Origin of the sequence: Alteriqipengyuania abyssalis (assembly GCF_019857185.1) — a bacterium.
Taxonomy (GTDB): Bacteria; Pseudomonadota; Alphaproteobacteria; order Sphingomonadales; family Sphingomonadaceae; genus Alteriqipengyuania; species Alteriqipengyuania abyssalis.
This window is the reverse complement of record NZ_JAHWXP010000003.1, coordinates 243,523-267,500: the sequence shown is the minus strand read 5'-3', so window position 1 is coordinate 267,500 and position 23,978 is coordinate 243,523. Positions and strand designations below refer to the sequence as shown.

The following is a 23,978-nucleotide window of genomic DNA, read 5'->3' as shown; positions in this document are numbered from 1 at the left end:
AACACTCAAGGCCAATGGTCTTTTGTGTTTACGCCTGAGCTGGCTCACGCCGCCCGCGGCCATTTGGCCGGCTGTGGCATGTGTGGGCCTGTAGCTCAGTTGGTTAGAGCGCACCCCTGATAAGGGTGAGGTCAGAAGTTCAAATCTTCTCAGGCCCACCACTATCCCGTTTTGGTATGGGGCCTTAGCTCAGCTGGGAGAGCACCTGCTTTGCAAGCAGGGGGTCATCGGTTCGATCCCGATAGGCTCCACCAGCCAACCGGAACTCCAGAGATGAGGAAAACAGATCCTCGCCCAAAGAGATTTGGAGCGCAGGTAGGCGACATCTGGTCGCCGTCTTTGACATTGTGAATGGGTTTTATAATCGATGCCGCGGCGCATAGTGCGTCGGCTTTGGCCGACAAGCATGTGCTGCAACATTAATCAGATGATTTATCTGGCTGAGATTAAATTCTTTCCGCGCCATCGCGAAGACGAACGGGCTTTTATGCAGGCCTGTCGTTGATGGTGTGGATTCTCAAGCGTGAGGTAAGAGCATTTGGTGGATGCCTTGGCGTATACAGGCGATGAAGGACGTGGCACGCTGCGATAAGCGTGGGGGAGCCGTGAGCAGGCTTTGATCCCGCGATTTCCGAATGGGGAAACCCACCTTCACCATTTCTCTTCGATGGTCTTTCGGGACGATCGGAGCGAGGTGGACAAGGTATCACCGAAGTGAACACATAGCTTTGGTGAAGCGAACCCGGGGAACTGAAACATCTCAGTACCCGGAGGAAAAGACATCAACCGAGATTCCCGTAGTAGTGGCGAGCGAACCGGGACCAGGCCAGTGCCTTGGATTTAACTAGCGGAACAGTTTGGAAAGACTGGCCATAGCGGGTGACAGCCCCGTACGCGAAAGTGATTTTCAAGGACTTGAGTAGGGCGGGACACGTGAAATCCTGTCTGAATATGGGGGGACCACCCTCCAAGCCTAAATACTCGTATACGACCGATAGCGAACACAGTACCGTGAGGGAAAGGTGAAAAGCACCCCGATTAGGGGAGTGAAACAGTACCTGAAACCGGATGCTTACAAGCAGTTGGAGCCCCATAGGGGGTGACAGCGTACCTCTTGCATAATGGGTCAGTGACTTAGTCTATGATGCAAGCTTAAGCCGTTAGGTGTAGGCGCAGCGAAAGCGAGTCTGAATAGGGCGACAGAGTATCATGGATTAGACCCGAACCCCGGCGATCTAGGCATGGCCAGGTTGAAGGTGCGGTAACACGCACTGGAGGACCGAACCGGTGAATGTTGAAAAATTCTCGGATGAGCTGTGTTTAGGGGTGAAAGGCCAATCAAGCCGGGAAATAGCTGGTTCTCCGCGAAATCTATTGAGGTAGAGCGTCGGATGTATGCCGATGGGGGTAGAGCACTGGATGGGCTAGGGCTGCGCGAGCGGTACCAAACCTAACCAAACTCCGAATACCATCGAGTCTTGTCCGGCAGACAGACGGCGGGTGCTAAGGTCCGTCGTCAAAAGGGAAACAGCCCTAACCTACAGCTAAGGTCCCCAAGTCATCACTAAGTGGGAAAGCATGTGGGAATCCCAAAACAACCAGGAGGTTGGCTTAGAAGCAGCCATCCTTTAAAGAAAGCGTAACAGCTCACTGGTCTAAATAAGGGTTCCTGCGGCGAAGATGTAACGGGGCTCAAGTGATGCACCGAAGCTTAGGGTGTACAGTTTACTGTACGCGGTAGCGGAGCGTTCCGTAAGCGAGTGAAGGAGAAGGGTAACCGACTCTGGACGTATCGGAAGTGCGAATGCTGACATGAGTAGCGACAAAGAGGGTGAGATGCCCTCTCGCCGAAAGACCAAGGGTTCCTGCGCAACGCTAATCGGCGCAGGGTGAGCCGGCCCCTAAGACGAGCCCGAAGGGGGTAGTCGATGGGAACCACGTTAATATTCGTGGGCCTGAAGATGTGTGACGGATGGCGGAAGTTGTGTGTTCTTATTGGATTGAACATGCAGCCAAGTTGTCCCAGGAAATAGCCTCTTCATATAGACCGTACCCGAAACCGACACAGGTGGTCAGGTAGAGTATACCAAGGCGCTTGAGAGAAGTATCCTGAAGGAACTCGGCAAATTGCCTCCGTACCTTCGGAAGAAGGAGGCCCCATTATTGCGCAAGCAGTAGTGGGGGGCACAGGCCAGGGGGTAGCGACTGTTTAGCAAAAACACAGGACTCTGCTAAGTCGGCTTCAAGACGACGTATAGGGTCTGACGCCTGCCCGGTGCTGGAAGGTTAAGAGGAGGAGTGCAAGCTCCGAATTGAAGCCCCAGTAAACGGCGGCCGTAACTATAACGGTCCTAAGGTAGCGAAATTCCTTGTCGGGTAAGTTCCGACCTGCACGAATGGCGTAACGACTTCCCCACTGTCTCCAGGATATGCTCAGCGAAATTGAATTCTCCGTGAAGATGCGGAGTACCCGCGGTTAGACGGAAAGACCCCGTGCACCTTTACTGCAGTTTCAGAGTGGCATTAGGAAAGAGTTGTGTAGCATAGGTGGGAGGCTTTGAAGCATTGGCGCCAGCCGATGTGGAGCCATAGGTGAAATACCACCCTGCTGTTTTCTGATGTCTAACCTCGCACCGTTAGCCGGTGTAGGGACCCTCTGTGACGGGTAGTTTGACTGGGGCGGTCGCCTCCTAAAGAGTAACGGAGGCGCGCGATGGTAGGCTCAGGACGGTTGGAAACCGTCTGCGAGAGTGCAATGGCATAAGCCTGCCTGACTGCGAGACTGACGAGTCGAGCAGAGACGAAAGTCGGTCATAGTGATCCGGTGGTCCCTCGTGGAAGGGCCATCGCTCAACGGATAAAAGGTACGCCGGGGATAACAGGCTGATGATTCCCAAGAGCTCATATCGACGGAATCGTTTGGCACCTCGATGTCGGCTCATCACATCCTGGGGCTGGAGCAGGTCCCAAGGGTTTGGCTGTTCGCCAATTAAAGTGGTACGTGAGCTGGGTTCAGAACGTCGCGAGACAGTTTGGTCCCTATCTGCCGTGGGCGTCGATACTTGAAAGGAGTTGCCCCTAGTACGAGAGGACCGGGGTGAACGTGCCTCTGGTGTACCTGTCATCCTGCCAAGGGTGCCGCAGGGTAGCTATGCACGGACGGGATAACCGCTGAAAGCATCTAAGCGGGAAGCCTCCCTTGAGATTAGGTATCTTCGAACCGTCGTAGACCACGACGTTGATAGGCCGGGTGTGGAAGCGCAGTAATGTGTGGAGCTAACCGGTCCTAATAGTTCTGATCATGCTTGAGAGTTCGCACCATCAATGACAGTCCTGCCTGCAGGCTTCGTTGACCGGAAAGAATACTCGAAGCCAGATAGACGCCTCGAATACCAACACATCGATTATAAACCGCCGCACGCAAGCTTCATTGCTTCGTGGTCATAGCGCCTGTGACCCACCCGATCCCATCTCGAACTCGGCCGTGAAACCAGGCAGCGCCGATGGTACTAGTGCAAAAGCACTGGAAGAGTAGGTCGCCGCGAGGCATTGCAGCTTGCGGGCAGCGGAATTAACCCATTCACTTGTCGAAGGGCTGACCCATCAAGGGCGGCCCTTTTGGCGTCTCTGACGCCAACGCCAAACCAGCCCCAACGGGCGAGGCAAGGCAATGGCTGCTCACGCAGCCGCCGGCCACCAAAGCCGGCACATCGGTGACGCGGGATGGAGCAGTCCGGTAGCTCGTCAGGCTCATAACCTGAAGGTCGTTGGTTCAAATCCAACTCCCGCAACCAACGAAACCCTGAAATCATCATCCCTACCGCTGCTCATCCCGCAGAGAGTCCGCGATCGATCGGGTGGGGCTCACGGTCGACGAGGCGCCTAAGCAGCGCGTCGTTTCTGCCATCACAACGCTATTGCGACTTAAACGCATGAGCGTTACCCGGCCGTGAACCTTCACGGAGTCTCTCATGTACCGTTACTTCGTCGGCGCGCTCGCGCTGGCACCGCTTTCGACCATCGCGGTCGCACAGGACATCGCGCCTGCCGATGGCGCCCCTTCCGACGCGGACGATCAGAGCACGATCGTCGTCACTGCGGCCCGCACGCAGCTTCCCGCGAGCGCGCTGCCGCTGACGGTCGATATCATCGACCGCGAGGCGCTGGAGCGGCAGGTGCAGATATCCGGCTCCACCGTCGACGCGGTATCGGCCTTGCTGCCGTCCTTCTCGCCCACTCGCGAGAAGCTGACCGGGGCAGGGGAGAGCCTGCGCGGTCGCGCCCCGCTTTACGCGATCAACGGCATTCCCCAGTCGACCCCGGTGCGCGACGGCTCACGCGACGGCTATACGATCGATCCGTTCTTCATCGACCGGGTCGAGGTGATCTACGGCTCGAACGCGCTGCAGGGCATTGGTGCGACCGGTGGTGTGGTCAACCAGGTGACGGTTGGCGCACCGCGAGAGGACGGGGTTTCCTTCCGGACCCTGTCGCAGGTGACGCTGCCGACCAACTTCGAAGGCGAGGGTATCGGTGCGAAGACCGGGGCGCTGGTCGGCTATCGGGCCGGGCCGTTCGATGCGAGTATCGGTGCGACCTACGAAAAGCGCGGCGCCTTCTTCGACGGGAACGACAACCGGATCGGTGTCGACGGGACGCAGGGCGACATTCAGGACAGCGATAGCTGGTCCGTCTTCGCGCGTCTCGGTTATGACCTTGCCACCGGGGCCCGACTGGAAGTGGTCGCCAACCGGTTCGAACTGCAGGGCAATGCGAACTATGTGTCCGTTCCCGGCGACCGCTCTGCGGGCGTCCCCGCGAGCAGCATTCGCGGGATGACGCCCGGCGATCCGCCTTCCAACAAGGCGGAACTCCTCTCCGCATCGCTGGTCGATCCCGATTTCGGCGGCGGCACCTTCGTGCTGCAGGGCTTCTACAGCCGCACCAACGACGTGTACGGCGGCGGCGTGTTCGGGACTTTTCAGGACCCGGCGATCGATCCCACGGGCAACCTCTTCGACCAGTCGGCCAACCGTTCGCGCAAGCTCGGCGGCAAGGTCAGCTACGAGCGCGCGGTGCCCGGCTTCGACGACCTGGTCCTGACGGCCGGCCTCGACGCGCTGTTCGACCGCACCGAACAGGTGCTGGTGCAAACCGACCGGGCGTGGGTGCCGCAGACCGATTTTCGCAGTCTCGCTCCGTTCCTCCAGGGCAATCTCGCGCTGGCCGATGGGCTGGTGCGTCTCGCTGGCGGGCTGCGGTTCGAGAATGTCCAGCTCAAGGTCGACAATTTCACAACTCTGGCGAGCTACGGCCCGGTCAGTGTGACCGGCGGCTCTCCGTCCTTCGAGGATGTGCTGTGGAACGGCGGCGTCATCGTCAAGCCGATCGACGGCCTTCGCGCCTACGGCAGCTATGCCGAGGGTTTCACGATCGCCGATGTCGGGCGGATCCTGCGTGGCATAAGCCAGCCCAATATCGACGTCGATGACTACCTCTCGCTCGAACCGGTGGTGTCGAACAATCGCGAACTCGGGCTCGAATGGGATCGCGGCGCCCTCAAGGCATCGGCGAGCTATTTCTGGTCGTCGAGCGAGTTCGGATCGATCCTCGTCCTGCGCAACGACGTGTTCGAAGTGGAACGCCAGCCGATCGAGATCGAGGGCTTCGAAGCCAGCCTTTCGTGGCAGACGCCCGTGCCGGGCCTCGCGCTCAGCGGGGGCTACGCCAACCTCAAGGGGCAGACCGATGGCGACGGAGACGGGCTGATCGACGAAGATCTCGACGGCGCGAACATCTCGCCCGACCGGATCAACCTCGCGGCGGACTACAGCGCGGGCCGCTTCAGTGCGCGCGCTCAGGCCCGCATGTATCTCGAACGCGAGTTCAACGACGCGTCCACCGCGACCGACTTCGAAGGTTACACGCTGGTCGACGCGTTCATCTCCTATCGCACCGATTTCGGCGAGATTTCGCTCGCGGCGCAGAACCTGACCAACGAGTTCTTCATCACCTATGACAGCGACACCGTACGGGTGACCGACAGCAGCCGGTTCTTCTCCGGCCGCGGACGCACCTTCACGCTGAGCCTGCGCAGCGAGTTCTGATGAAGCTGCTCTCGCTCCTGCACCGCTGGACGGGCGGCATCGTCGGCATTTTGCTGGCGGTCACCGGCCTGTCCGGCACGGTGCTGCTGTGGGAGGATAGCTGGATCATGCTCGACGGCGCGCATGATCCGGCGCTCGCCGATCCCGTGGCGATGGGGCGTGCGATCAAGGTTGCGAGAGAGACGGCACCGGGCCTTTCGCGCGTGACCTTTGCCGGGGATGAGATCGGTCTGCACCAGGCGGTCTATTCCGACGGCAGCGGGGCCTATATCATGCAGGAGGGCACGGTCGTGGATCGCTGGTCCGGTATGTGGGAGCGGCCCGAGCTCTGGCTGTTCGATCTGCATCACTACCTGTTCCTGGGCGAGACCGGGAAGACGATTACCGGCGTGCTCGGCATCCTGTTGCTGGCGTTCACCATCAGCGGAACGATCCTGTGGTGGCGCACACGCAAGACGTTCCGGTTCCGCCTCTGGCCGCCCCGCTACACCGCCAGCGCCATCGTGCGACACCATCGCGATCTGGGCGTGGTCGCCTCACCGCTGCTGATCGTGGCGGCGGCGACGGGCACTTTGATGATCTTCCCGGCGGTGAGCGGCTTTGTGCTGTCACCCCTCGGAGAGGCACACCAAAAACCGGCACTCCCGGCTGAGTTGGCCCCGGTCGGTCCGGCGACCGACTGGCAAAGCGTGATGCGCAATGCGCAAGCGGTCTTCCCCTCGGCAGCGCCGCGGCGCCTGATGTTGCCATCCAAGCCCGGCGAGCCAATCGCCATCCGTTTCCGGCAGGATTTCGAATGGACGCCGAACGGGCGCAGCTACGTCTGGATTGCGCCGGACAGCGCGGCGGTGGTCGGCATGGACGACCCTGCGAAGGCCGGAGCGGTGTCGGCGATCAGCGAGACGTTTTACCCCATTCACGCGGCCAAGGTCGGCGGGATCGTGTGGCGGCTCGCGATGACCTTTGCCGGGCTGGCCCTCGTCCTGCTAGGCCTGTTGGCGAGCTGGAGCTTCTGGAGAGGGCAGATCGGCAAGCCAGCCGGTCGCCGGCGGGTGGCACAGCGTCCCAGACGAGCGGTCGGCCAGTCCTGAGGCATCGCGGACATCACACGTCGGGCAGGCGCTGGTCGGCGAAGCCCCATCCGGCGAGGGTCTTGGATTGCGCGCGGTCGCGCAGTCGTTTGGCATCGCCGATGGTGAAGCCGCGGGCGTTGTCCAGCTTCTTCAGCTCGTTCCACGCCACGGGTGCTGCGACCGGCGCGCCTTCTCGCGCGCGGGCGGAGTAGGGCATCACCGCCGTGCTGCCGCGCTGGTTGCGCAGCCAGTCGATGAAGATGCGGCCCTTGCGCTTTTCCTTGCTCATGGTGGCGGTGAAACGGTCCGGTTCCGCCTGCGCCAGCGCCTTGGCAAAACGCTCCGCGAAGCTCTTGTGCGCATCCCATGAATGACCGGGCGTCAGTGGGACGACGACGTGCGCACCCTTGCCGCCGGTCACCATCGGGAAGCTGGTGAGGCCGATATCGGCGAGATGTTTCCTGAGGTCCATCGCCGCTTCGCGCACGTCGGCAAAGTCCAGCCCTTCATCTGGATCGAGATCGAAGACCATCCGGTCCGGCTTCTCGACCGCGCCGGTGCGCGCGCCCCATCCATGAAACTCGATGGTGCCCATCTGCACGCACTGAAGCAGGCCGCGTGCGTCCGAGACGAAGAGGTAATCTTCGGTTCCGCCGTCCTTTTCCTTGATCGGTACCGCCTTCACGCCGTCGCCGAAGCCGCCATTGTCGTGCTTCTGGAAAAAGCACTTCTTGGCGCGCCCCTGCGGGCAGCGAACGAGGCTGAGTGGCCGCTCGGCGGCGAAGGGCAGCATCAGCGGCGCGATCGCCTCGTAATAGTCGGCGAGGTCGCCCTTGGTCTCTCCGCTTTCGGGGAAGATCACCCGGTTGCGACTGGATATTTCCACGCTGGCGGCGGGGGAGGGGGCGGTACTCTTGCGTTCGTCGCCGACATCCTCCGCCTCCTTGTCCTGCCGCAGCCCGAGGAAGCTGGCGTGGCGCACGCGGCCCTCAGCCGTCAGTTCGGCATAGGCGATTTCGGCGACCAGATTGGGGGTGACCCAATGCGCCTTGCGCGCATCCGCCTTCGGCACCTCGAGCGGCGGGGTCTTGCGCTCCAGCCGCTCCAGCTTGCTGCCGAGGCGGTCGAGATCATCGCTGTCGAACCCGGTGCCCACCTTGCCGCGATAAATCAGCTCGTCGCCATCCTTGGCAGCAAGCAACAGAGAGGCGAAAGGTCGCGCCTTGGCCGAGCTTTCGGACCAGCCAACGATAATGAACTCCTGCCGCTGAATGCACTTCACCTTGACCCAACTCTTCGTGCGGCTGTGGCGGTAGGGTGCGTCGATCCGCTTGGCGATGATCCCTTCCTGCCCGGCATCGCACATCCGGGCATAGAGCTTCTCGCCTGCGCCGATGATGTGGTCCGCGACATGGATCGGCGGCTCCGCATCGCGCAGCAGCGCTTCGAGGCGTTCCTTGCGCTCGATATTGGAATGGCCGGTGAGGTCTTCGCCATCCACTTCGAGCACATCGAACGCGAAGAAGGCGAGCTTGTCTTTCGGCCCCTGCGAGCCGTGCCCGCGCTTGAGCACCGATTGCAGCGTCGAAAAATCGGGGTTGCCGTTCTTGCCCAGCGCGACGATTTCGCCGTCGATCAGGGCAGGCGGCAGGTTGAGAGCGGAGATCGCTTCCACCAGTGGGCCGAACTTGTCGGTCCAGTCCTTCTGGTTGCGGGTCCACACGGTTACGTCTTTGCCCGAGACAGCGATCAGCGCGCGATAGCCGTCGAACTTGATCTCGTGCATCCAGCCATTGCCGGTTGGCACCTCGTCGACCAGCGTGGCGAGCTGCGGCTTGGCGAACTTGGGTGGTTTGCCCGTCTTCTTGCTCCGTCGTGCGTGTTTCATCTTCGCGAGTGGCTCGACAGCCTTGTCCTCGCCGGTCGCTTTGTCCGGTTCGCGCCCTGCGGCGATTTCCGCCATCGAGCGTCCGGTATCGACGCTGGTGAGCGCCTTTTCCACCAGCGCGTCGCCTTCCTCTGCGTATTCGTCGTCCAGCTTGCGCAACAGCCAGTTCTCGCGCTTCTCGCCCTTGCGCGGTTTCATGCGGATCAGCAGCCATTCGCCCTTCATCCGCTCGCCATCGAGAACGAAGTGCAGGTGGCCTTCCTCGATATCGTCGGCGCTCTTGCCCTCGATCGGATGCCAGGTGCCGCGATCCCAGAGCATTACCGTCCCACCACCATACGCGTCCGCTGGGATGGTGCCTTCAAAGGTCGCGTAATCCATCGGGTGATCCTCGGTCCGCACCGCAAGGCGTTTGACGTCCGGGTCGGGGGAGGGGCCCTTGGTCACCGCCCAGCTTTTCAGGACGCCGTCGGCTTCCAGCCGCAAGTCCCAGTGCAGCCGCGTGGCGTCGTGCTTCTGGACCATGAAGATGCGGTCCTCGCCGCTCTTGCCCGCCTTGCCCGCAGGCTCCTTCGTGCGCGTGAAATCGCGCTTCGCGTTGTATTCGGCGAGCGGGTCGTCCTTCTTCGCCATCGCCTAGGCGCTCTTTTTCTTCTTTGCGGTGGATTTGGCGGGCTTGTCGCCATCGACCGACTTCTTGAGCGCGGCCATCAGATCGATCACGTTGCCGCCGTCGCCAGAAGACTCCTCGACATCTTCGATGATTGTCGTGTTGCCTTTGGCCTTCGCTTTCTTGTCGATCAGCTTGTGCAGCGCTTCGGCATAGCGATCCTCGAATTCGCTAGCGTCGAAGGGCGCGGACTTCTTCTCGATCAGCGTGCTGGCGAGGTCGAGCAGTTCCTCCTCCGGCTTGTCGTCGCCAATGCTCCCGAAGAACTTCTGCCCCTCCCGAACCTCGTCGGCATAGCGCAGCGTCTCCAGCAGCATGCCCTTGCCGCACGGCTTCATCGCGACCAGCTTCTCCTGCCCGCGCACCGACAGCTGGCCGAGTGCGGTCTTCTTCGCCTTGCGCAGCGCCTCGCGCAGCACGATAAAGGCTTCCTCGGCCAGATCGTCCTTGGGTACGACGTAATAGGGCTTCTCGAAATAGAGCGGGTCGATCTCCGACTGGTCGACGAACTGGACCAGCTCGAGCGTCTTCTTGCTCTCGACCTTGACCGCCTCGATCTCCTCGTCCTCGAGCAGTACGTAATTGTTCTTGGACAGCTCGTAGCCACGGATGATGTCGTCGCGATCGACCGGGCCGACACCCTCGACCACCTTTTCGTAAGAGACGTGCTTGCCCGAAGGTTCGTGGATCTGGCGGAAGCTGATCTTGGCCCCGCTTTGCGAGGCGGAGTAGATTTCCACCGGGATCGACACCAGCGCCAGCCTGATCTGCCCTTGCCAATATGCGCGTGCGGCCATGCAACCTCCTTGTTTGCATGCTGAACGAGCGAGGACCGCGATTGGTTGCGAGCGTGCCAGCTGAGCGCCGAGGCTATCGTAGGTTGATATCGGAACGGCTGCTTCTCCCACCCGTAGGACCACCGGGTGTCAGCAGCAGGGAGTGCGTCCATGAGTTCCGAAAATACGGTAAGCATCAATGGACAGCCCCACGCGCTGCCGGACGATCCGCGGGTCAGCCTGCTTGATATGCTGCGCCATCATCTGGGTCTGACCGGCACGAAGAAGGGCTGCGACCATGGCCAGTGCGGGGCCTGCACCGTGCTGGTCAACGGCGTGCGCATCAATTCCTGCCTGACGCTGGCGGTGATGCACGATGGCGACGAGGTGACCACGATCGAAGGGCTGGGCACTGCCGAGAATCCTTCGGCATTGCAGCGCGCCTTCGTGGAGCGCGATGCCTATCAGTGCGGTTATTGCACTCCCGGCCAGATATGCTCCGCCACCGCGATGCTGGACGAGATCGCCGCCGGCTGGCCAAGTGATGCGAGCGACAGCCTCGACGGGCCGATGGAGGTCTCGACCGAGGAAATCCGCGAGCGGATGAGCGGAAATATCTGCCGCTGCGGCGCCTATGCCAACATCGTCGATGCGATCCGTGATGTCGCGGGAGAGCCCGCATGAGACCGTTCGATTATCAGCGTGCCGAGGGCATCGACCATGCGGGCCAGCTGATCGCGGCAGAGAACGCGGTCGCGATTGCCGGCGGGACCAACCTGCTCGACCTCATGAAGCTGCAGGTCGAAACCCCGCAGACGCTGGTCGACGTGAACCGCATCGGCCACGCGGAAATCGAGGACAGCGACGACGGCGGGCTGTGGATCGGTGCGCTGGCGACCAACACCGATACGGCGGTCCATCCGCGCGTGAAGGCCGATTACCCGGTGCTTGCCCGCGCCATTCTGGCAGGGGCGACCCAGCAGCTGCGCAACCGCGCGACCACCGGCGGCAACCTGTGCCAGCGGACCCGCTGCTACTACTTCACCAATATCGACCAGCCCTGCAACAAGCGCGATCCGGGATCGGGCTGCGGCGCGATCGACGGAATCGCACGGCTGCATGCCGTACTCGGCACCAGCGACCAGTGCATTGCGACCTATCCGGGTGACATGGCGGTGGCGCTGAGCGCACTCGACGCGACGGTTCACATCACGAGTGCCCACGGCAAGGCCCGCACAGTCCCGGTACGCGATTTCCATCGCCTGCCGGGCCACACGCCGTGGAAGGACAACGTGCTGGAACCCGGCGAGTTGATCACTGGTGTGAGCTTGCCTGCTCCGGTCGAAGGTACGCAAATTTACCGCAAGGTTCGCGAGCGTTCGTCCTACGCCTTCGCCCTGTGCTCCATCGCCGCGATCGTCGAGATGGATGGCGACAAGATTGCCCGCGCGGACCTCGCCTTCGGCGGGCTCGCCCACAAGCCGTGGCACGACCCGGAAGTCGGTGAGGTGCTGGTGGGCCAGAAGCCCGGTGCCAAGCTGTTCGACAAGGCGGCCGATGTGCTGCTGCGCGATGCGCGCGGCTATGGCGAGAACGATTTCAAGATACCGCTTGCCCGGCGCACCCTCGCCGCCGTGCTCGCCGAAGCAACGGGAGCAGAGCTGTGAGCGCCTATCTCAAGCAGGACGAACCGGATAACGTCAATCGCCTCGACCACATGCGACAGGGCGTGCTTGGCACCGATGCCTCGCGGATCGAGGGTTTGCTCAAGGTCACCGGGACCGCGCCCTACGCAGCGGAGTACCAGCTGGACGATTGCCTCGAAGGCGTCCTGGTGACGGCGACGATCTCCAAGGGCGAGGTGACGGCAATCGACGCGGACTCGGTGCTTTCGATGCCCGGCGTGGTGGCGGTGATCGACGATCCGTCCCTGACCGCGCGGGCCGCGCAAGGCACCGCCGGGGAGGCTCCCGCCCAGCCGGCGCGTGAGGTCGGCTATTTCGGCCAGCCGATCGCGCTGGTGGTCGCCGAGAGCTTCGAGCAGGCGCGCGATGCGTCCAAGCACCTCAAGGTGAGCTACCGCGCGGACGACGACGTCGCATTCGATCCCGAAGCGGTCGAAGCCGAGCCGCAGGATGGTGCGACCTCGCAGGGCGACCTTGCCCATGCGATGAAGGAAGCGCCGTTCAGCGTCGATGTGACCTACACCACCGAGGGCCATTCCTCCGCCGCGATGGAACCCCATGCGGCGATCGCGCAGTGGGATGGCGACACGCTGACGGTTTACGCATCGCTGCAGATGCTCAACTACAACATCTCCGAACTGGCGGATTCGCTGGGGCTGGACGAGGACAAGCTGCGGCTGGTGTCGCGCTATGTCGGCGGGGGTTTCGGCTCCAAGCTGGGCGTCAGCGAAGAAACGGTAGCAGCCAGTGTGGCGGCGATGGAGCTCGGGCGCCCGGTGCGCGTGGCGATGCTGCGCCAGCAGGTGCTCCAGTGCATCATGCGCCGCTCGGAAACCCGCCAGCGGTTCCGGCTGGCGGCGGGCGAAGATGGGAAGCTGACCGGCTTCGGCCACGAGGCGCGCGTCTCCAACCTGCCGGGCGAGAGCTTTGCTGAGCCGGTGCTGCAATCGAGCCATTTCCTCTACGCAGGCGAAAACCGCGAGCTGAGCATGGAGGTTGCGCGGATCCACCGGATGACCGCGGGCTCGGTCCGCGCGCCGGGGGAAGCCGTGGGGATGCCCGCGCTCGAATGCGCGATGGACGTGCTGGCGGAGAAGTGCGGATTGGATCCGGTAGAGCTGCGCCTGCGCAATATTCCGGACAGGCATCCTGCCAACGGCACTCCGTTCTCCTCGCACAAGCTCGCCGAATGCCTCAAGCAGGGTGCCGAGGCGTTCGGCTGGGACAGCGGTCCGCGAAGCCCGCGTCACACGCGCGAAGGCGAGTGGTGGGTCGGCACGGGCATGGCGAGTGCGGCGCGCGTTCACAATGTCGGCGAGGCTAAGGCGCGCGTCACGCTGAAAGCCGACGGCACCGCGCTGGTCGAAACCGACATGACCGATATCGGCACCGGCACCTATACGATCCTGGCGCAGACCGTGGGCGAGATGCTGGGCCTGCCGGTCGCCAAGGTGCTGGTCGAGCTGGGCGACACACACCACCCTCGCGGGCCGGGCTCGGGCGGAAGCTGGGGTGCGGCCTCGATCTGCTCCGCAGCCTATCTCGCCTGCCTCGCGCTGCGCGAGACGCTGGCGAAGCGGGCGGATGTGGCCGAGGAGAAGCTGGAGCTGAAGGACGGCGCCGTGGTCGGCGGCGCTTCGCTGATCGACTTGCTCGACGGCCGGGATCTGGCCGAGGAGGGGCATTACGAGCCGGGCGATATCGCGGACGACTTCACCGCTTCCGGGTTCGGTGCATTCTTCGCCCGGGTGCGCGTCAACCGCTTCACCGGCGAAACCCGCGTTGAGCACATGACCGGTGCGTTCGGCTTCGGCCGGGTGCTGAATACGAAGACCGCACGCTCGCAATGCCTAGGCGGAATGACCTGGAGCATCGGCGCGGCGCTGACCGAGGCGATGCTGTTCGATCCCGTGGACGGCCACCTCGCGAACTGCGACCTCGCTGAGTACCACGTGCCGGTGAACCGCGATGTGCCCGATCTCGACGTAGTGTTTGTGGAGGAACGCGATGGCGCGGCGAGCCCGATCCAGGCGAAGGGTATCGGCGAACTCGGCATGTGCGGCGGCGCGGGTGCGATCGCCAACGCGATCTACAACGCATGCGGTGCGCGCGTGTTCGAGTTTCCGATGACGCCGGACAAGGTGCTCGCCGCGATGCCGGACTGATTGGGCCTGACTGATTGAGCGTCAGAGCCCGCCGAACTTGCCCGCCTGATAGTCGCGGATAGCCTGCGCGATCTCTGCTTCGCTGTTCATCACGAAGGGGCCATGCGCCACCACCGGTTCGCCGATCGGATCGGCGTGTCCGAACAGGATACGGCACCCATTCTCGCTGGCGACCGCGAGGCCATCGCCGTCGCCGACCTGGGCGAGCGTGTGTTCGGGCACGGTCTCTTCGCCGATCTTCGCTTCTCCTTCGACGGTGTAGAAGAACACGTTGCGACCCGAAGGTGCGGGGAGGGTGGCGCTGCCACCGGGCGCGATCTCCACGATAGCCAGCATTACATCAGTCAGCGAATGGATCGGCGCTCCTTCGGCGCCGGAGACCGCGCGCATCGCCACGCCGTCGCCCAGCTCGGTCGCGGCGATATCCGCCGCAGGCACCGGGATATAGGCGGGGTCGGTCATCTTCAGCCGCGCGGGCAGGTTGACCCATAGCTGGAGGATTTCCAGCGGCCCGCCGGTGCGCTTGAAGTCTTCCGGCGAAAGCTCGGCATGGACCAGCCCGCTGCCTGCAGTCATCCACTGCACACCGCCCGCCTCGACAACGCTCGCGCCCGAACCGCTGTCGTGATGGGCGAGACTGCCTTCGAGAATGAAGGTCACCGTCTCGAACCCGCGATGCGGGTGTGGGCCGAAGGGCAGCCCGCGATTGCCGGGCGGGTAGGTCTGCGGGCCGTGGTGGTTGAGAAACAGGAACGGGTCGACCTGCGGCAGGCCCGGGCCGGGCACAGGGCGGCGCGTGGTCAGGTCCTGAATATCATCGCGCATCGCGCGGTGGAGAGAGAGAAGCTTTCGGCTGCTCATGCAGTTTCCTCTGGAATAAGCGGGTCGGGTCCGGCTGGCACGATGCCGTTCGGATTGATCCGCTCGTGACTCTCGTAATAGTGGTGCCTGATGTGGCGGAAATTGACCGTTTCCGCGATCCCGTCCAGCTCGTAGAGTCGGCGCGTCAGCGCGGAAAGGTTGGGGTAGTCCGCAATCCGGCGGATATTGCACTTGAAGTGCGTGTGATAGACCGGATCGAACCGGATCAGCGTGGTCCACAGGCGGATATCCGCCTCGGTCAGCCGGTCGCCGACCAGCCATTCGCGCCCCTCCAGCCGTTCCTCCAGCTCGTCCAGCATCGCGAACAGCGGCTTGACCGCTCTGTCGTACGCATCCTGCGTGGTCGCAAAGCCGGCCTTGTAGACGCCGTTGTTGACCGCGTCGTAGACCCGATCGTTCAGCGCATCGATCTCCTCGCGCAGCGCCTCAGGGTACAGGTCGAGGTCGTTCGCGCCGCATTGGTCGAAGGCGGTGCCGAGCATGCGCAGGATATCCGCGCTCTCGTTATTGACGATGGTTTCGGTCTTCGTGTCCCACAGCACCGGCACGGTGACGTGACCCGAATAGTCGGGCTTTGCGTGGGTGTAGAGCTGGTGGAGATGATCCGCGCCGATCGCGGGATCGCCGGTCACGCATTCGCCGTCGCGGAAGGACCAGCCACCCCTCTTCATCAGCCAGTGGACCACGTTCAGCTCGATCGCGTCGGTCAGTTCTTTCAGATGCCGCGCGACATTGGCCCTGTGCGCCCAGGGGCAGGCGAGGCTGATATAGAGCCGGTATCGCCCCGGTTCGGCGGCGAAACCGCCTTCTCCGGTGGGGCCGGGCGATCCGTCGGGCGTGATCCAGTTGCGAAACGCGCTTTCGTCGCGCTCGAACTCGCCGCTGTCCTCGTCGTTATGCGCCCACTCGTCGTGCCAGGTGCCGTTCTTCAGAAAGCCCATCGTCTCAAAGATCCTTTGCCGAGAAGGGGAACCGGCGCTTTTCGTGCTGCACGGAAATCCAGTGCGTGGTCATGAAGGCATCGATCGCCCAGCGCCCGTTGAAACGGCCGACGCCAGAATTCTTGACCGCGCCGAAGGGGGAGAAGGGGCTGTCGTTGACCGGCTGGTCGTTGATGTGCGTCATCCCCGCCTCGATCTGCTTGGCGAAGGCCAGTGCGCGACCCTCGTCGCGGCTGAAGACCGAACTCGACAGGCCCATGTCGGTCTTGTTCGCCAGTTCGAGCGCGTGGTCTTCGTCCCGCGCGCGCTGGATCGGGGCGACGGGGCCGAAGATCTCGTTCGCGATCAGGCAATTGTCATCCGCGACATCGGTGAAAACGTGGGGCGGAATGACCAGCCCGTCGGGCTCTCCGCCCAATGCGCAGGTCGCGCCCTGCTCCTTCGCCTTGGCGATCATCTCCATGATCCCGTCGAACTGGTCGCGGTTCACGATCGGCCCAATCAGGCAGTCCGCCGCATCGCGTTTGCCGACGACCAGCTTGCGGGTGCGCGCGACGAATTTCTCGACGAATTCGTCGTGCACTGCGTCTTCCACCACGATCCGGTTGGCGATCATGCAGATCTGGCCCTGGTGCATGAACTTGCCCCACACGCTCGCCTCGACCGCATAGTCGATATCCGCATCGTCGAGCACGACGATCGGCGAATTGCCGCCGAGTTCGAGCTCGAGCGACTTGATCCGGTCGCCATCGAGCGCCGCCTTGCCGACGCCGCGCCCCACGGGGGTGGAGCCGGTGAAGCTGACGACCGAGGGGATAGGATGGCGCACCAGCGCATCGCCGATCTCCGACCCGCTGCCGGGGAGCACCGAGACGAGGCCCTTGGGCAGGCCCGCTTCCTCGCAGATCGCGGCGAAGATGGTCCCGCCGGTCACTGGCGTGTCGCTGGCGGGCTTGAGCACCACCGCGTTGCCCAGCGCCAGCGCGGGCAAGAGCGTGCGCGCGGTCAGCTGGAGCGGGAAGTTCCACGGGCTGATCAGCGCGACCACGCCCGCCGGCTGGCGATAGGCGCGGCTTTCCTTGCCCGGAATATCCTCGGGCAGGATTGCGCCTTCGACCATGTAGGGCAGGGCGGCGGCCTCCTGCCGGGCGACCTGCGTCACCAGCATCAGTTCGAGCGCGGCCTTAACCTGCGTCCCGCCGACTTCGCGCACGATCCACGCCGCGATCTCGTCCTTGCGCGCCTCCAGAATGTCGCCGATCGCGAGCATCTTCGCCGCGCGCGCCGAGGGAGGGAGCGCGGCCCATTCGCGCTGGGCCTGCTGTGCGGCATGGCACGCCTCGTCGACGTCGCCGGCCTGCGCGGTCTTCATCGAGAAGATCTCGCTTTCGTCCCACGGGCAGATGTTCTTCAGGGTGTCGCCTGTGCCTTCGCGCCATTCACCGGCGACGGAGAGGCGGTCGAGTGTGCTGTATTTTTCTGACATGTCTGGCGAACGGGCGGCTGCCGGGATCGTTTCCCCGGGAATGCCGCAGATGGGCGATCACTCTTATCGAAAGAGGCAGCGCGGGCGCTCGCTCAGGTCAGGCGCTTTGCCAGCTTGTGCGCGGGCGCGTGCAAGACCCCAAAGGGCATGCCGAATGCGGGAACGAGCAGTGGAGGGCGCGGTTCTCGAAAGAGGAAGGTGAAAGGACCGCCATGACCGAAAAGGGGCAAACGCTTCGCGAGATTCCGGTCGGGATCAAGGCGAAGGGCGACCGCGTCGAGTTCGACTCGATGGGCGAGGTTCGCGTGCCCGCCGACCGCTATTGGGGTGCGCAGACCGCCCGCTCGCTCCAGCATTTCGATATTGGCGAGGATCGCATGCCGGTCGAGCTGTGCCGCGCCTATGGGTATCTCAAAAAGGCCGCTGCCATCGTCAATCGCCGTGCAGGTCTGCTTGCCGAAGACAAGTGCGAGGCAATTACGCGCGCCTGTGACGAACTGATCGCGGGCGAATTTGATGACCAGTTCCCGCTGCGCGTATGGCAGACAGGCTCTGGCACGCAGACCAACATGAATGTCAACGAGGTGATCGCGAACCGCGCGATCCAGCTGCTGGGCGGCGAGCTGGGCAGCCAGAAACCGGTCGCGCCCAACGACGACGTCAACAAGAGCCAGTCCTCTAACGACACCTTCCCCACCGCGATGCATCTGGCCGCGCTGGGCGCGCTCGACGCGCAATTGATCCCCGAGATCGAGCAGTTGGCCGAGGTGATCGAGCAGAAGGCGGAAGGCTGGATGGACACGGTCAAGATCGGTCGCACCCATCTTCAGGACGCGGTTCCCCTGTCGGTCGGGCAGGAATGGAGCGCGTGGGCCGAGGCGCTGCGCGCGGCAGTTGCCGATCTTGAACATGCGCGCGAGGGACTGCTCGCCATCTCGCTCGGCGGGACGGCGGTGGGCACCGGGCTCAACGCGCCGGATGGCTTTTCGGATCATGTCGCGAAGGAAATCGCGTACCTCACGCGCCTGCCGGTGCGCACCGCAGCCAACAAGTTCCACGCGCAGGGAACGCTCGACCCGATCGTGCGCCTGTCCGCCGCGCTGCGGGGCGTTGCGGTCGCGCTGATCAAGATCGCCAATGACGTGCGCTGGCTGGCGAGCGGCCCGCGCTGCGGGATCGGCGAGCTCAAGCTGCCGGCGAACGAGCCGGGCTCATCGATCATGCCGGGCAAGGTCAACCCGACCCAGAGCGAGGCGCTGCTGATGGTGGCGATGCAGGTGATCGGCCACGACACCGCCAATGCGATGGCGGGAAGCTGGGGCAATCTGCAGCTCAACGCGATGCGCCCGGTGATCGCGGCGAACGTGCTCCACTCGATCCGCATCCTCGCCGATGGCTGCGCAAGCTTCCGCGAGAACGCGATCGAGGGCACCACGCTCGACGAGCAGCGGATCGAGCAGCATCTGGAGCAGTCGCTGATGCTGGTGACCGCGCTGGTGCCCGAAATCGGCTATATGGACGCAGCGCATATCGCAGAGGCCGCCGCCAGGAACGGCACCACCTTGCGCGAGGAGGCGATCGCCAGCGGCAAGATCAGCGAAGAAGATTACGACCGGATCGTGCAGCCCAGGACCATGATCGGCAACGGGCTGGCCGGGGCCTAGATTCAGGTGACGTAGCGTGCCGTAGCGGCAGTGTCGCCGCGGACTTGCTACGCATTTGACTCATGCCCGCCGATCGCGCCAAGCGGTTCGGAAACACGCCAAAGCGACACACGAGGAAGGACAAGAGAATGGGCATGCGCGAACTCGCCGGGCTGAAGGTTGCCGAGGAACTGGCCGACTTCATCGAAGCGCAGGTGCTTCCCGGGCTCGACATCGACGCAGGTGCTTTCTGGAGCGGCGCAGCGGACATTTTCAGCCGTTTCGTGCCCCGCAATCGCGACTTGTTGCAGAAGCGCGAGGCGATCCAGTCGAAGATCGACGCCTGGCACCGCGAGAACCCCGCGCCGATCGATGCGGACGCCTATCGCACCTTCCTGACCGATCTCGGTTATCTCGTGCCCGAGCCGGACGCCTTCAGCGTGAACCCGCAGAACGTCGACCCGGAACTGGCGCAGATCGCCGGCCCGCAGCTGGTGGTGCCGGTGCTCAACGCGCGCTTCCTGCTCAATGCCGCGAATGCGCGCTGGGGCAGCCTGTACGACGCGCTCTACGGCACCGACGCGATTCCGGGCACGCCCAAGCCCGGCGGTTACGACGAGGAACGCGGCGCGATGGTGATCGACTGGGGCCGCCAGTTCCTCGACCGCGCGGTGCCGCTGGAAGACCAGCTGTGGAGCAACTGGGATGGCAGCGAGCCCAAGCTGAAGGCCCCGGCTCAGCTGGTCGGGCGCAATGGCAAGAACTGGCTGATCCGCCACAACGGCCTGCACGTCGAGATCGTGATCGATCCCGATCACCCGGTCGGTGCGGGCGACAAGGCCGGGGTCGCCGACATCGTGCTGGAATCCGCAATCTCGACCATCTGCGATTTCGAGGATTCGGTCGCGGCAGTGGATGCGCAGGACAAGGTGCTGGGCTATTCCAACTGGCTCGGCCTGATGAAGGGGGACTTGCGCGAAACCTTCATGAAGGGTGGGGAGGAGATGACCCGCACGCTCAATCCCGATCGCGAATATGTCGGCCTTGACGGTGAGAGCTTCACGCTTCCCGGTCGCAGCCTGCTGCTCGCGCGCAATGTCGGCCACCTGATGACGACGCCTGCGGTGCACCTGCCCGATGGCAACGAAGCGCCCGAGGGCATCCTCGATGCGATCGTCACCGCGACCATCGGCTGCCATGACCTGAAGCGCACCGGCACGCTTTCCAACAGCCGCGAAGGCTCGATCTATCTCGTAAAGCCCAAGATGCACGGGCCCGAGGAATGCGCGCTGACCAATGACCTGTTCGACGCGGTGGAGGACATGCTCGGCCTCGCGCGGCACACGATCAAGGTCGGCGTGATGGACGAGGAACGGCGGACCTCCGCCAATCTCGCGGCGTGCATCCACGCGGTGCGCGACCGGATCATGTTCATCAACACCGGCTTCCTCGACCGCACCGGCGACGAGATCCACACCGCGATGCGAGCGGGTGCGATGAAGCGCAAGGGCGCGATGAAGGAGACGCCCTGGATCGCGGCTTACGAGGATCGCAACGTGCAGATCGGGCTCGCCTGCGGCCTTTCGGGCAAGGCGCAGATCGGCAAGGGCATGTGGGCCATGCCCGACCGGATGGCGGACATGCTGGCCGAGAAGATCGGCCACCCGCGCTCGGGGGCGAACACCGCCTGGGTGCCATCGCCGACCGCGGCAACGCTGCACGCGACGCATTACCACATGGTCGATGTGTTCGCGCGGCAGGACGAGCGGGCGAAGGAGACAATCGCGCCGCTATCCGACCTGCTGACCATCCCGCTCCACCGGGGCGAGAACTGGTCGCCGGACGAGATCCGCGCGGAGCTGGAAAACAACGCGCAGGGCATCCTGGGTTATGTCGTGCGCTGGGTCGACCAGGGCGTGGGCTGTTCCAAGGTGCCCAACATCGACGATGTCGGCCTGATGGAAGACCGCGCGACGCTGCGTATTTCCAGCCAGCACATCGCCAACTGGCTGGAGCATGGCGTGGTCAGCCCCGAGGAGGTCGACGAGGTGCTGGTGGCGATGGCGCAGAAGGTCGATGCGCAAAATGCGGGCGACCCGGCCTATCGCCCGATGGCCGATAATCCGGATCAAAGCCTCGCCTTCCAGGCCGCGCGCGCGCTGATCTTCGAAGGGACCGAACAGCCCAGCGGCTATACCGAGCCGCTGCTGCACGCCTATCGCCAGAAGGTGAAAGCGGGGGGCTAGCTCAGGCCGAGCAGCTCGCACCGCCCAGCACGCAGAAGCGCGCGCAGTGCGGGTGGTTGAGCTTTACCGCCACATTCGCCTCGGCCAGCGTTTCGCCGAAGTCGAACTCGCGGTCGTATGGGATCAGCGTGCAGGCGACCACGCGCGGGGCGGGTTCGCCCTTGCGGTGGACGACCATGCGGCTGGTCGCGCACATGATGTCGGCGGGCGACTTGCCCAGGATGTCCCAGCAGGCGGTGGTGATTTCGGCGACATCCTTGTCCGCGTCCATCTCGGGGAAAAGGACGCAGCGTGAGGGATCATGCGCGTCGATGCGGATGGTCTCCCGTTCGAACAGCGCGGCATAACCTTCGCGCGCCTCGACCATCCCTTCGCCGGGCAGCAGCCTTCCTGCGACCGCGATACGAAAGCCATTGTCGGACAGCCAGCGGAGCCCGCCGATCGCGGCATCCCAGCTGTTCGACCCGCGCTCGCCCTCGTGCACGGGTTTGGTGTGATGATCGAGGCTGACGCGGATCGTCAGCTTGTCGCCATAGGCCTCGCGCAGAGCCAGTAGCTTGGCCTCGTGCCGACGCATCGGCTTCATCGCGTTGGACAGCACCAGCACTTCGAACCCGCGCGAGAGCGCGTCTTTCAGCATGGCCATGAAATGCGGGTTCATGAACGGCTCGCCGCCGGTGAAGCCGATCTCGCGGGTCGACCATCCATCGCGCTCGATCTCGTCGAAATAGCGTGCGGCGTGGTCTGCGGTCAGGTAGATCAGCGCATCGTTGGTCGGGCTGCTTTCGATGTAGCAGGTCGCGCAGGCGAGGTTGCACAGCGTGCCGGTGCACAGCCACAGCGTCTCCAGCTCCAGCAGCGGAACCTGTGCGCGAGGCGATCCGTCGGCGGTGATGTCGGGATCGGTGAACTTGCCTTCGGGCAGGGCATCGGCCTCGACCGCGAAGGGCGAGGGGCCTTGCGGCGCGTTGCGGCTTTTGGAACGCGACGCCATCAGCGCAGCGTCTTCCTGAACCATGCGCGCGTTTTCGCGTAACCCTTGGGCACGCTGCCGAACACCGTGCCTTCCCACGCGCTGAACGCTGCCGCCTTGGTGATCTCGCTGCGGGTAGGATAGGCGATAATCGCGCTGCCCATGGCAAAGGTGCTCGCCTTGCCGGTAATCGCTTGCGTGAACGGCAGCAGCATTTCGCCGGCATTCTTGCCGACGATGCTGGCACCGAGAACTTTCTTGCCGACCATCACCACCTTCAGGTGGCCCCGCGTGTCCCCTTCCGCAATGGCGCGTTCGTTGTGGTCGAAGCCTTCGCGCACCACGGTCACCTTGTCGCCCAGCTCCTCGCGCGCCTGCGCCTCGGTCATCCCGATCTGCGCGACCTCGGGGTCGGTATAGGTGCACCAGGGCAGGGCGGACCAGTCGACCTTGGTCGGCACGCCCAGCGTGATTTCGAGCGCGACGTTTGACCCTTCGTAGCCCGATACATGCGTCAGCCGCGGCCCCTCGCGGCAATCGCCGATCGCGTAGATGTGCTTGAGGTTGGTGCGCCGCCGCGCGTCGACCTTGATCCCGTTGCGGCCCAGTTCGACGCCGATCTCCTCCAGTCCGTAGCCTTCGGTTCGCGCCTTGCGCCCGGTGGCGATCAGCAGGTGCGTCCCCGCAACCTCCTGCCCGTCTTCCAACGTCACGGTGAGGCTGGCGAGCACACCGGGCGTTACCTTGGCGGCTGCGCCCTTCACGAACATCACCCCCTCGGCCTTCATCGTCTCGACCACCACCGCGACCGAGTCCGGATCGTCGCGGCCCATGAGGTCGCCCGGTTCGATGATGGTGACTTCGCTGCCCAGCCGCCGGAAACTCTGCGCCATCTCCATCCCGATCACCCCGCCGCCGATGATGACGAGGTGCTGGGGCAGCTGGTCGAGATCCCAGATGTTCTCGTTGGTCAGGTAGGGCACGCTATCCAGCCCCTCGATCGGCGGCACCATCGGTTCCGACCCGGTGGCGATGACGATCTTTGGGGCACTCAGCTCGACATCGCCGACCTGCACCTTGCGCGGGCCGATGAAGTGCGCGTGGCCGCGATAGACGTCGCAGCCCATCTCCTCGAACCGTTCCTGGCTGTCGTGCGGCGCGATGTGCGCGATCGCTTCGTGGATATGCGCGTGTACGCCGCTCCAGTTGACCTTCGCGGCGGCCATCTGGATGCCGAAGCGTTCGTATTCATTGGCCTCAGCTGCGCGTTTGGCCGCAGTAATCAGCGCCTTGGACGGCACGCAGCCGTTGTTGAGGCATTCCCCGCCCATCTCGGCCCGCTCGATCAGCGCGGCCTTCAGGCCGAACATCGCGCAGCCGCCCGCAGCGGTAAGGCCGGCGGCCCCCGCGCCGATCACGATCACGTCATGGGTAAATTTCATG

Annotated in this window: 14 protein-coding genes, 3 tRNA genes and 2 rRNA genes; 12 read left to right on the top strand and 7 right to left on the bottom strand. The window is 63.7% G+C overall.

From position 1 onward, the window contains the following. Positions 1–84 precede the first annotated feature (84 nt). The 7 genes from KYN89_RS11145 to KYN89_RS11115 all read left to right on the top strand — a co-directional run bounded on the left by KYN89_RS11145 (position 85) and on the right by KYN89_RS11115 (position 7,198). Positions 85–161: transfer RNA gene (locus tag KYN89_RS11145), tRNA-Ile, on the top strand. Between the two features lie 17 nt (positions 162–178). Continuing rightward, positions 179–254 (top strand) — tRNA-Ala (locus KYN89_RS11140). A 264-nt stretch (positions 255–518) separates the two neighbouring features. Beyond that, positions 519–3,310, top strand: a 23S ribosomal RNA gene (locus KYN89_RS11135). A gap of 123 nt (positions 3,311–3,433) precedes the next feature. Then, positions 3,434–3,548 (top strand): 5S ribosomal RNA (gene rrf, locus KYN89_RS11130). A 169-nt stretch (positions 3,549–3,717) separates the two neighbouring features. Then, positions 3,718–3,794 (top strand) — tRNA-Met (locus KYN89_RS11125). Positions 3,795–3,971: 177 nt separating this feature from the next. Next, positions 3,972–6,107 (top strand): TonB-dependent receptor, encoded by a 2,136-nt coding sequence (locus tag KYN89_RS11120; RefSeq protein WP_222825133.1) that lies wholly within the window; start codon positions 3,972–3,974, stop codon positions 6,105–6,107. Further along, positions 6,107–7,198, top strand: coding sequence for a PepSY-associated TM helix domain-containing protein (locus KYN89_RS11115; RefSeq protein ID WP_222825132.1), 1,092 nt, complete (start codon positions 6,107–6,109; stop codon positions 7,196–7,198). Before KYN89_RS11120 ends, KYN89_RS11115 begins: the two co-directional genes overlap by 1 nt. Positions 7,199–7,211: 13 nt before the next feature. Here the strand turns inward: KYN89_RS11115 and ligD are convergent, their stop codons facing one another. Beyond that, positions 7,212–9,701 carry a DNA ligase D gene (gene ligD / locus KYN89_RS11110; RefSeq protein ID WP_222825131.1) on the bottom strand — a complete coding sequence of 830 codons (2,490 nt, stop codon included), beginning with the start codon at positions 9,699–9,701 and terminating at the stop codon, positions 7,212–7,214. 3 nt (positions 9,702–9,704) lie between these two features. Continuing rightward, positions 9,705–10,535, bottom strand: a complete 831-nt coding sequence (gene ku / locus KYN89_RS11105) for a non-homologous end joining protein Ku (RefSeq protein WP_222825130.1) — start codon at positions 10,533–10,535, stop codon at positions 9,705–9,707. 150 nt (positions 10,536–10,685) lie between these two features. Between ku and KYN89_RS11100 the strand changes: the two genes are divergently transcribed. The 3 genes from KYN89_RS11100 to KYN89_RS11090 are packed head-to-tail and all read left to right on the top strand — an operon-like array spanning position 10,686 to position 14,364. Continuing rightward, positions 10,686–11,198: a 2Fe-2S iron-sulfur cluster-binding protein gene (locus KYN89_RS11100; protein ID WP_222825129.1), complete on the top strand. Its 513-nt coding sequence runs from the start codon at positions 10,686–10,688 to the stop codon at positions 11,196–11,198. Next, positions 11,195–12,181, top strand: coding sequence for an FAD binding domain-containing protein (locus tag KYN89_RS11095; protein WP_222825128.1), 987 nt, complete (start codon positions 11,195–11,197; stop codon positions 12,179–12,181). Before KYN89_RS11100 ends, KYN89_RS11095 begins: the two co-directional genes overlap by 4 nt. Continuing rightward, complete coding sequence (locus tag KYN89_RS11090) at positions 12,178–14,364, top strand: xanthine dehydrogenase family protein molybdopterin-binding subunit (protein ID WP_222825127.1); 2,187 nt, start codon at positions 12,178–12,180, stop codon at positions 14,362–14,364. Before KYN89_RS11095 ends, KYN89_RS11090 begins: the two co-directional genes overlap by 4 nt. Positions 14,365–14,385: 21 nt before the next feature. Here the strand turns inward: KYN89_RS11090 and KYN89_RS11085 are convergent, their stop codons facing one another. From KYN89_RS11085 to KYN89_RS11075, 3 genes are read right to left on the bottom strand one after another with little or no spacing between them, the layout of a single operon-like run. Further along, entirely contained in the window at positions 14,386–15,225 is an 840-nt protein-coding gene (locus KYN89_RS11085; RefSeq protein WP_222825126.1) for a pirin family protein, read from the bottom strand. Beyond that, on the bottom strand, positions 15,222–16,187 hold the full coding sequence (locus KYN89_RS11080; RefSeq protein WP_222825125.1) for a glutathione S-transferase family protein: 966 nt from the start codon (positions 16,185–16,187) through the stop codon (positions 15,222–15,224). The genes KYN89_RS11085 and KYN89_RS11080 overlap by 4 nt, the downstream gene beginning before the upstream one ends. 4 nt (positions 16,188–16,191) lie before the next feature. Continuing rightward, positions 16,192–17,673: an aldehyde dehydrogenase family protein gene (locus KYN89_RS11075; RefSeq protein WP_222825124.1), complete on the bottom strand. Its 1,482-nt coding sequence runs from the start codon at positions 17,671–17,673 to the stop codon at positions 16,192–16,194. Positions 17,674–17,885: 212 nt separating this feature from the next. Here KYN89_RS11075 and fumC point away from each other — a divergent pair, with 212 nt between their 5' ends. Together fumC and KYN89_RS11065 are read left to right on the top strand one after the other, a co-directional pair. Further along, on the top strand, positions 17,886–19,337 hold the full coding sequence (gene fumC / locus KYN89_RS11070; protein WP_222825123.1) for a class II fumarate hydratase: 1,452 nt from the start codon (positions 17,886–17,888) through the stop codon (positions 19,335–19,337). A gap of 134 nt (positions 19,338–19,471) precedes the next feature. Beyond that, positions 19,472–21,562 carry a malate synthase G gene (locus KYN89_RS11065; RefSeq protein WP_222825533.1) on the top strand — a complete coding sequence of 697 codons (2,091 nt, stop codon included), beginning with the start codon at positions 19,472–19,474 and terminating at the stop codon, positions 21,560–21,562. A 1-nt stretch (position 21,563) separates the two neighbouring features. Here the strand turns inward: KYN89_RS11065 and KYN89_RS11060 are convergent, their stop codons facing one another. Further along, positions 21,564–22,580, bottom strand: coding sequence for a radical SAM protein (locus KYN89_RS11060; protein WP_248285187.1), 1,017 nt, complete (start codon positions 22,578–22,580; stop codon positions 21,564–21,566). Continuing rightward, positions 22,556–23,977: a dihydrolipoyl dehydrogenase family protein gene (locus tag KYN89_RS11055; RefSeq protein ID WP_222825122.1), complete on the bottom strand. Its 1,422-nt coding sequence runs from the start codon at positions 23,975–23,977 to the stop codon at positions 22,556–22,558. The genes KYN89_RS11060 and KYN89_RS11055 overlap by 25 nt, the downstream gene beginning before the upstream one ends. Position 23,978: the final 1 nt, after the last annotated feature.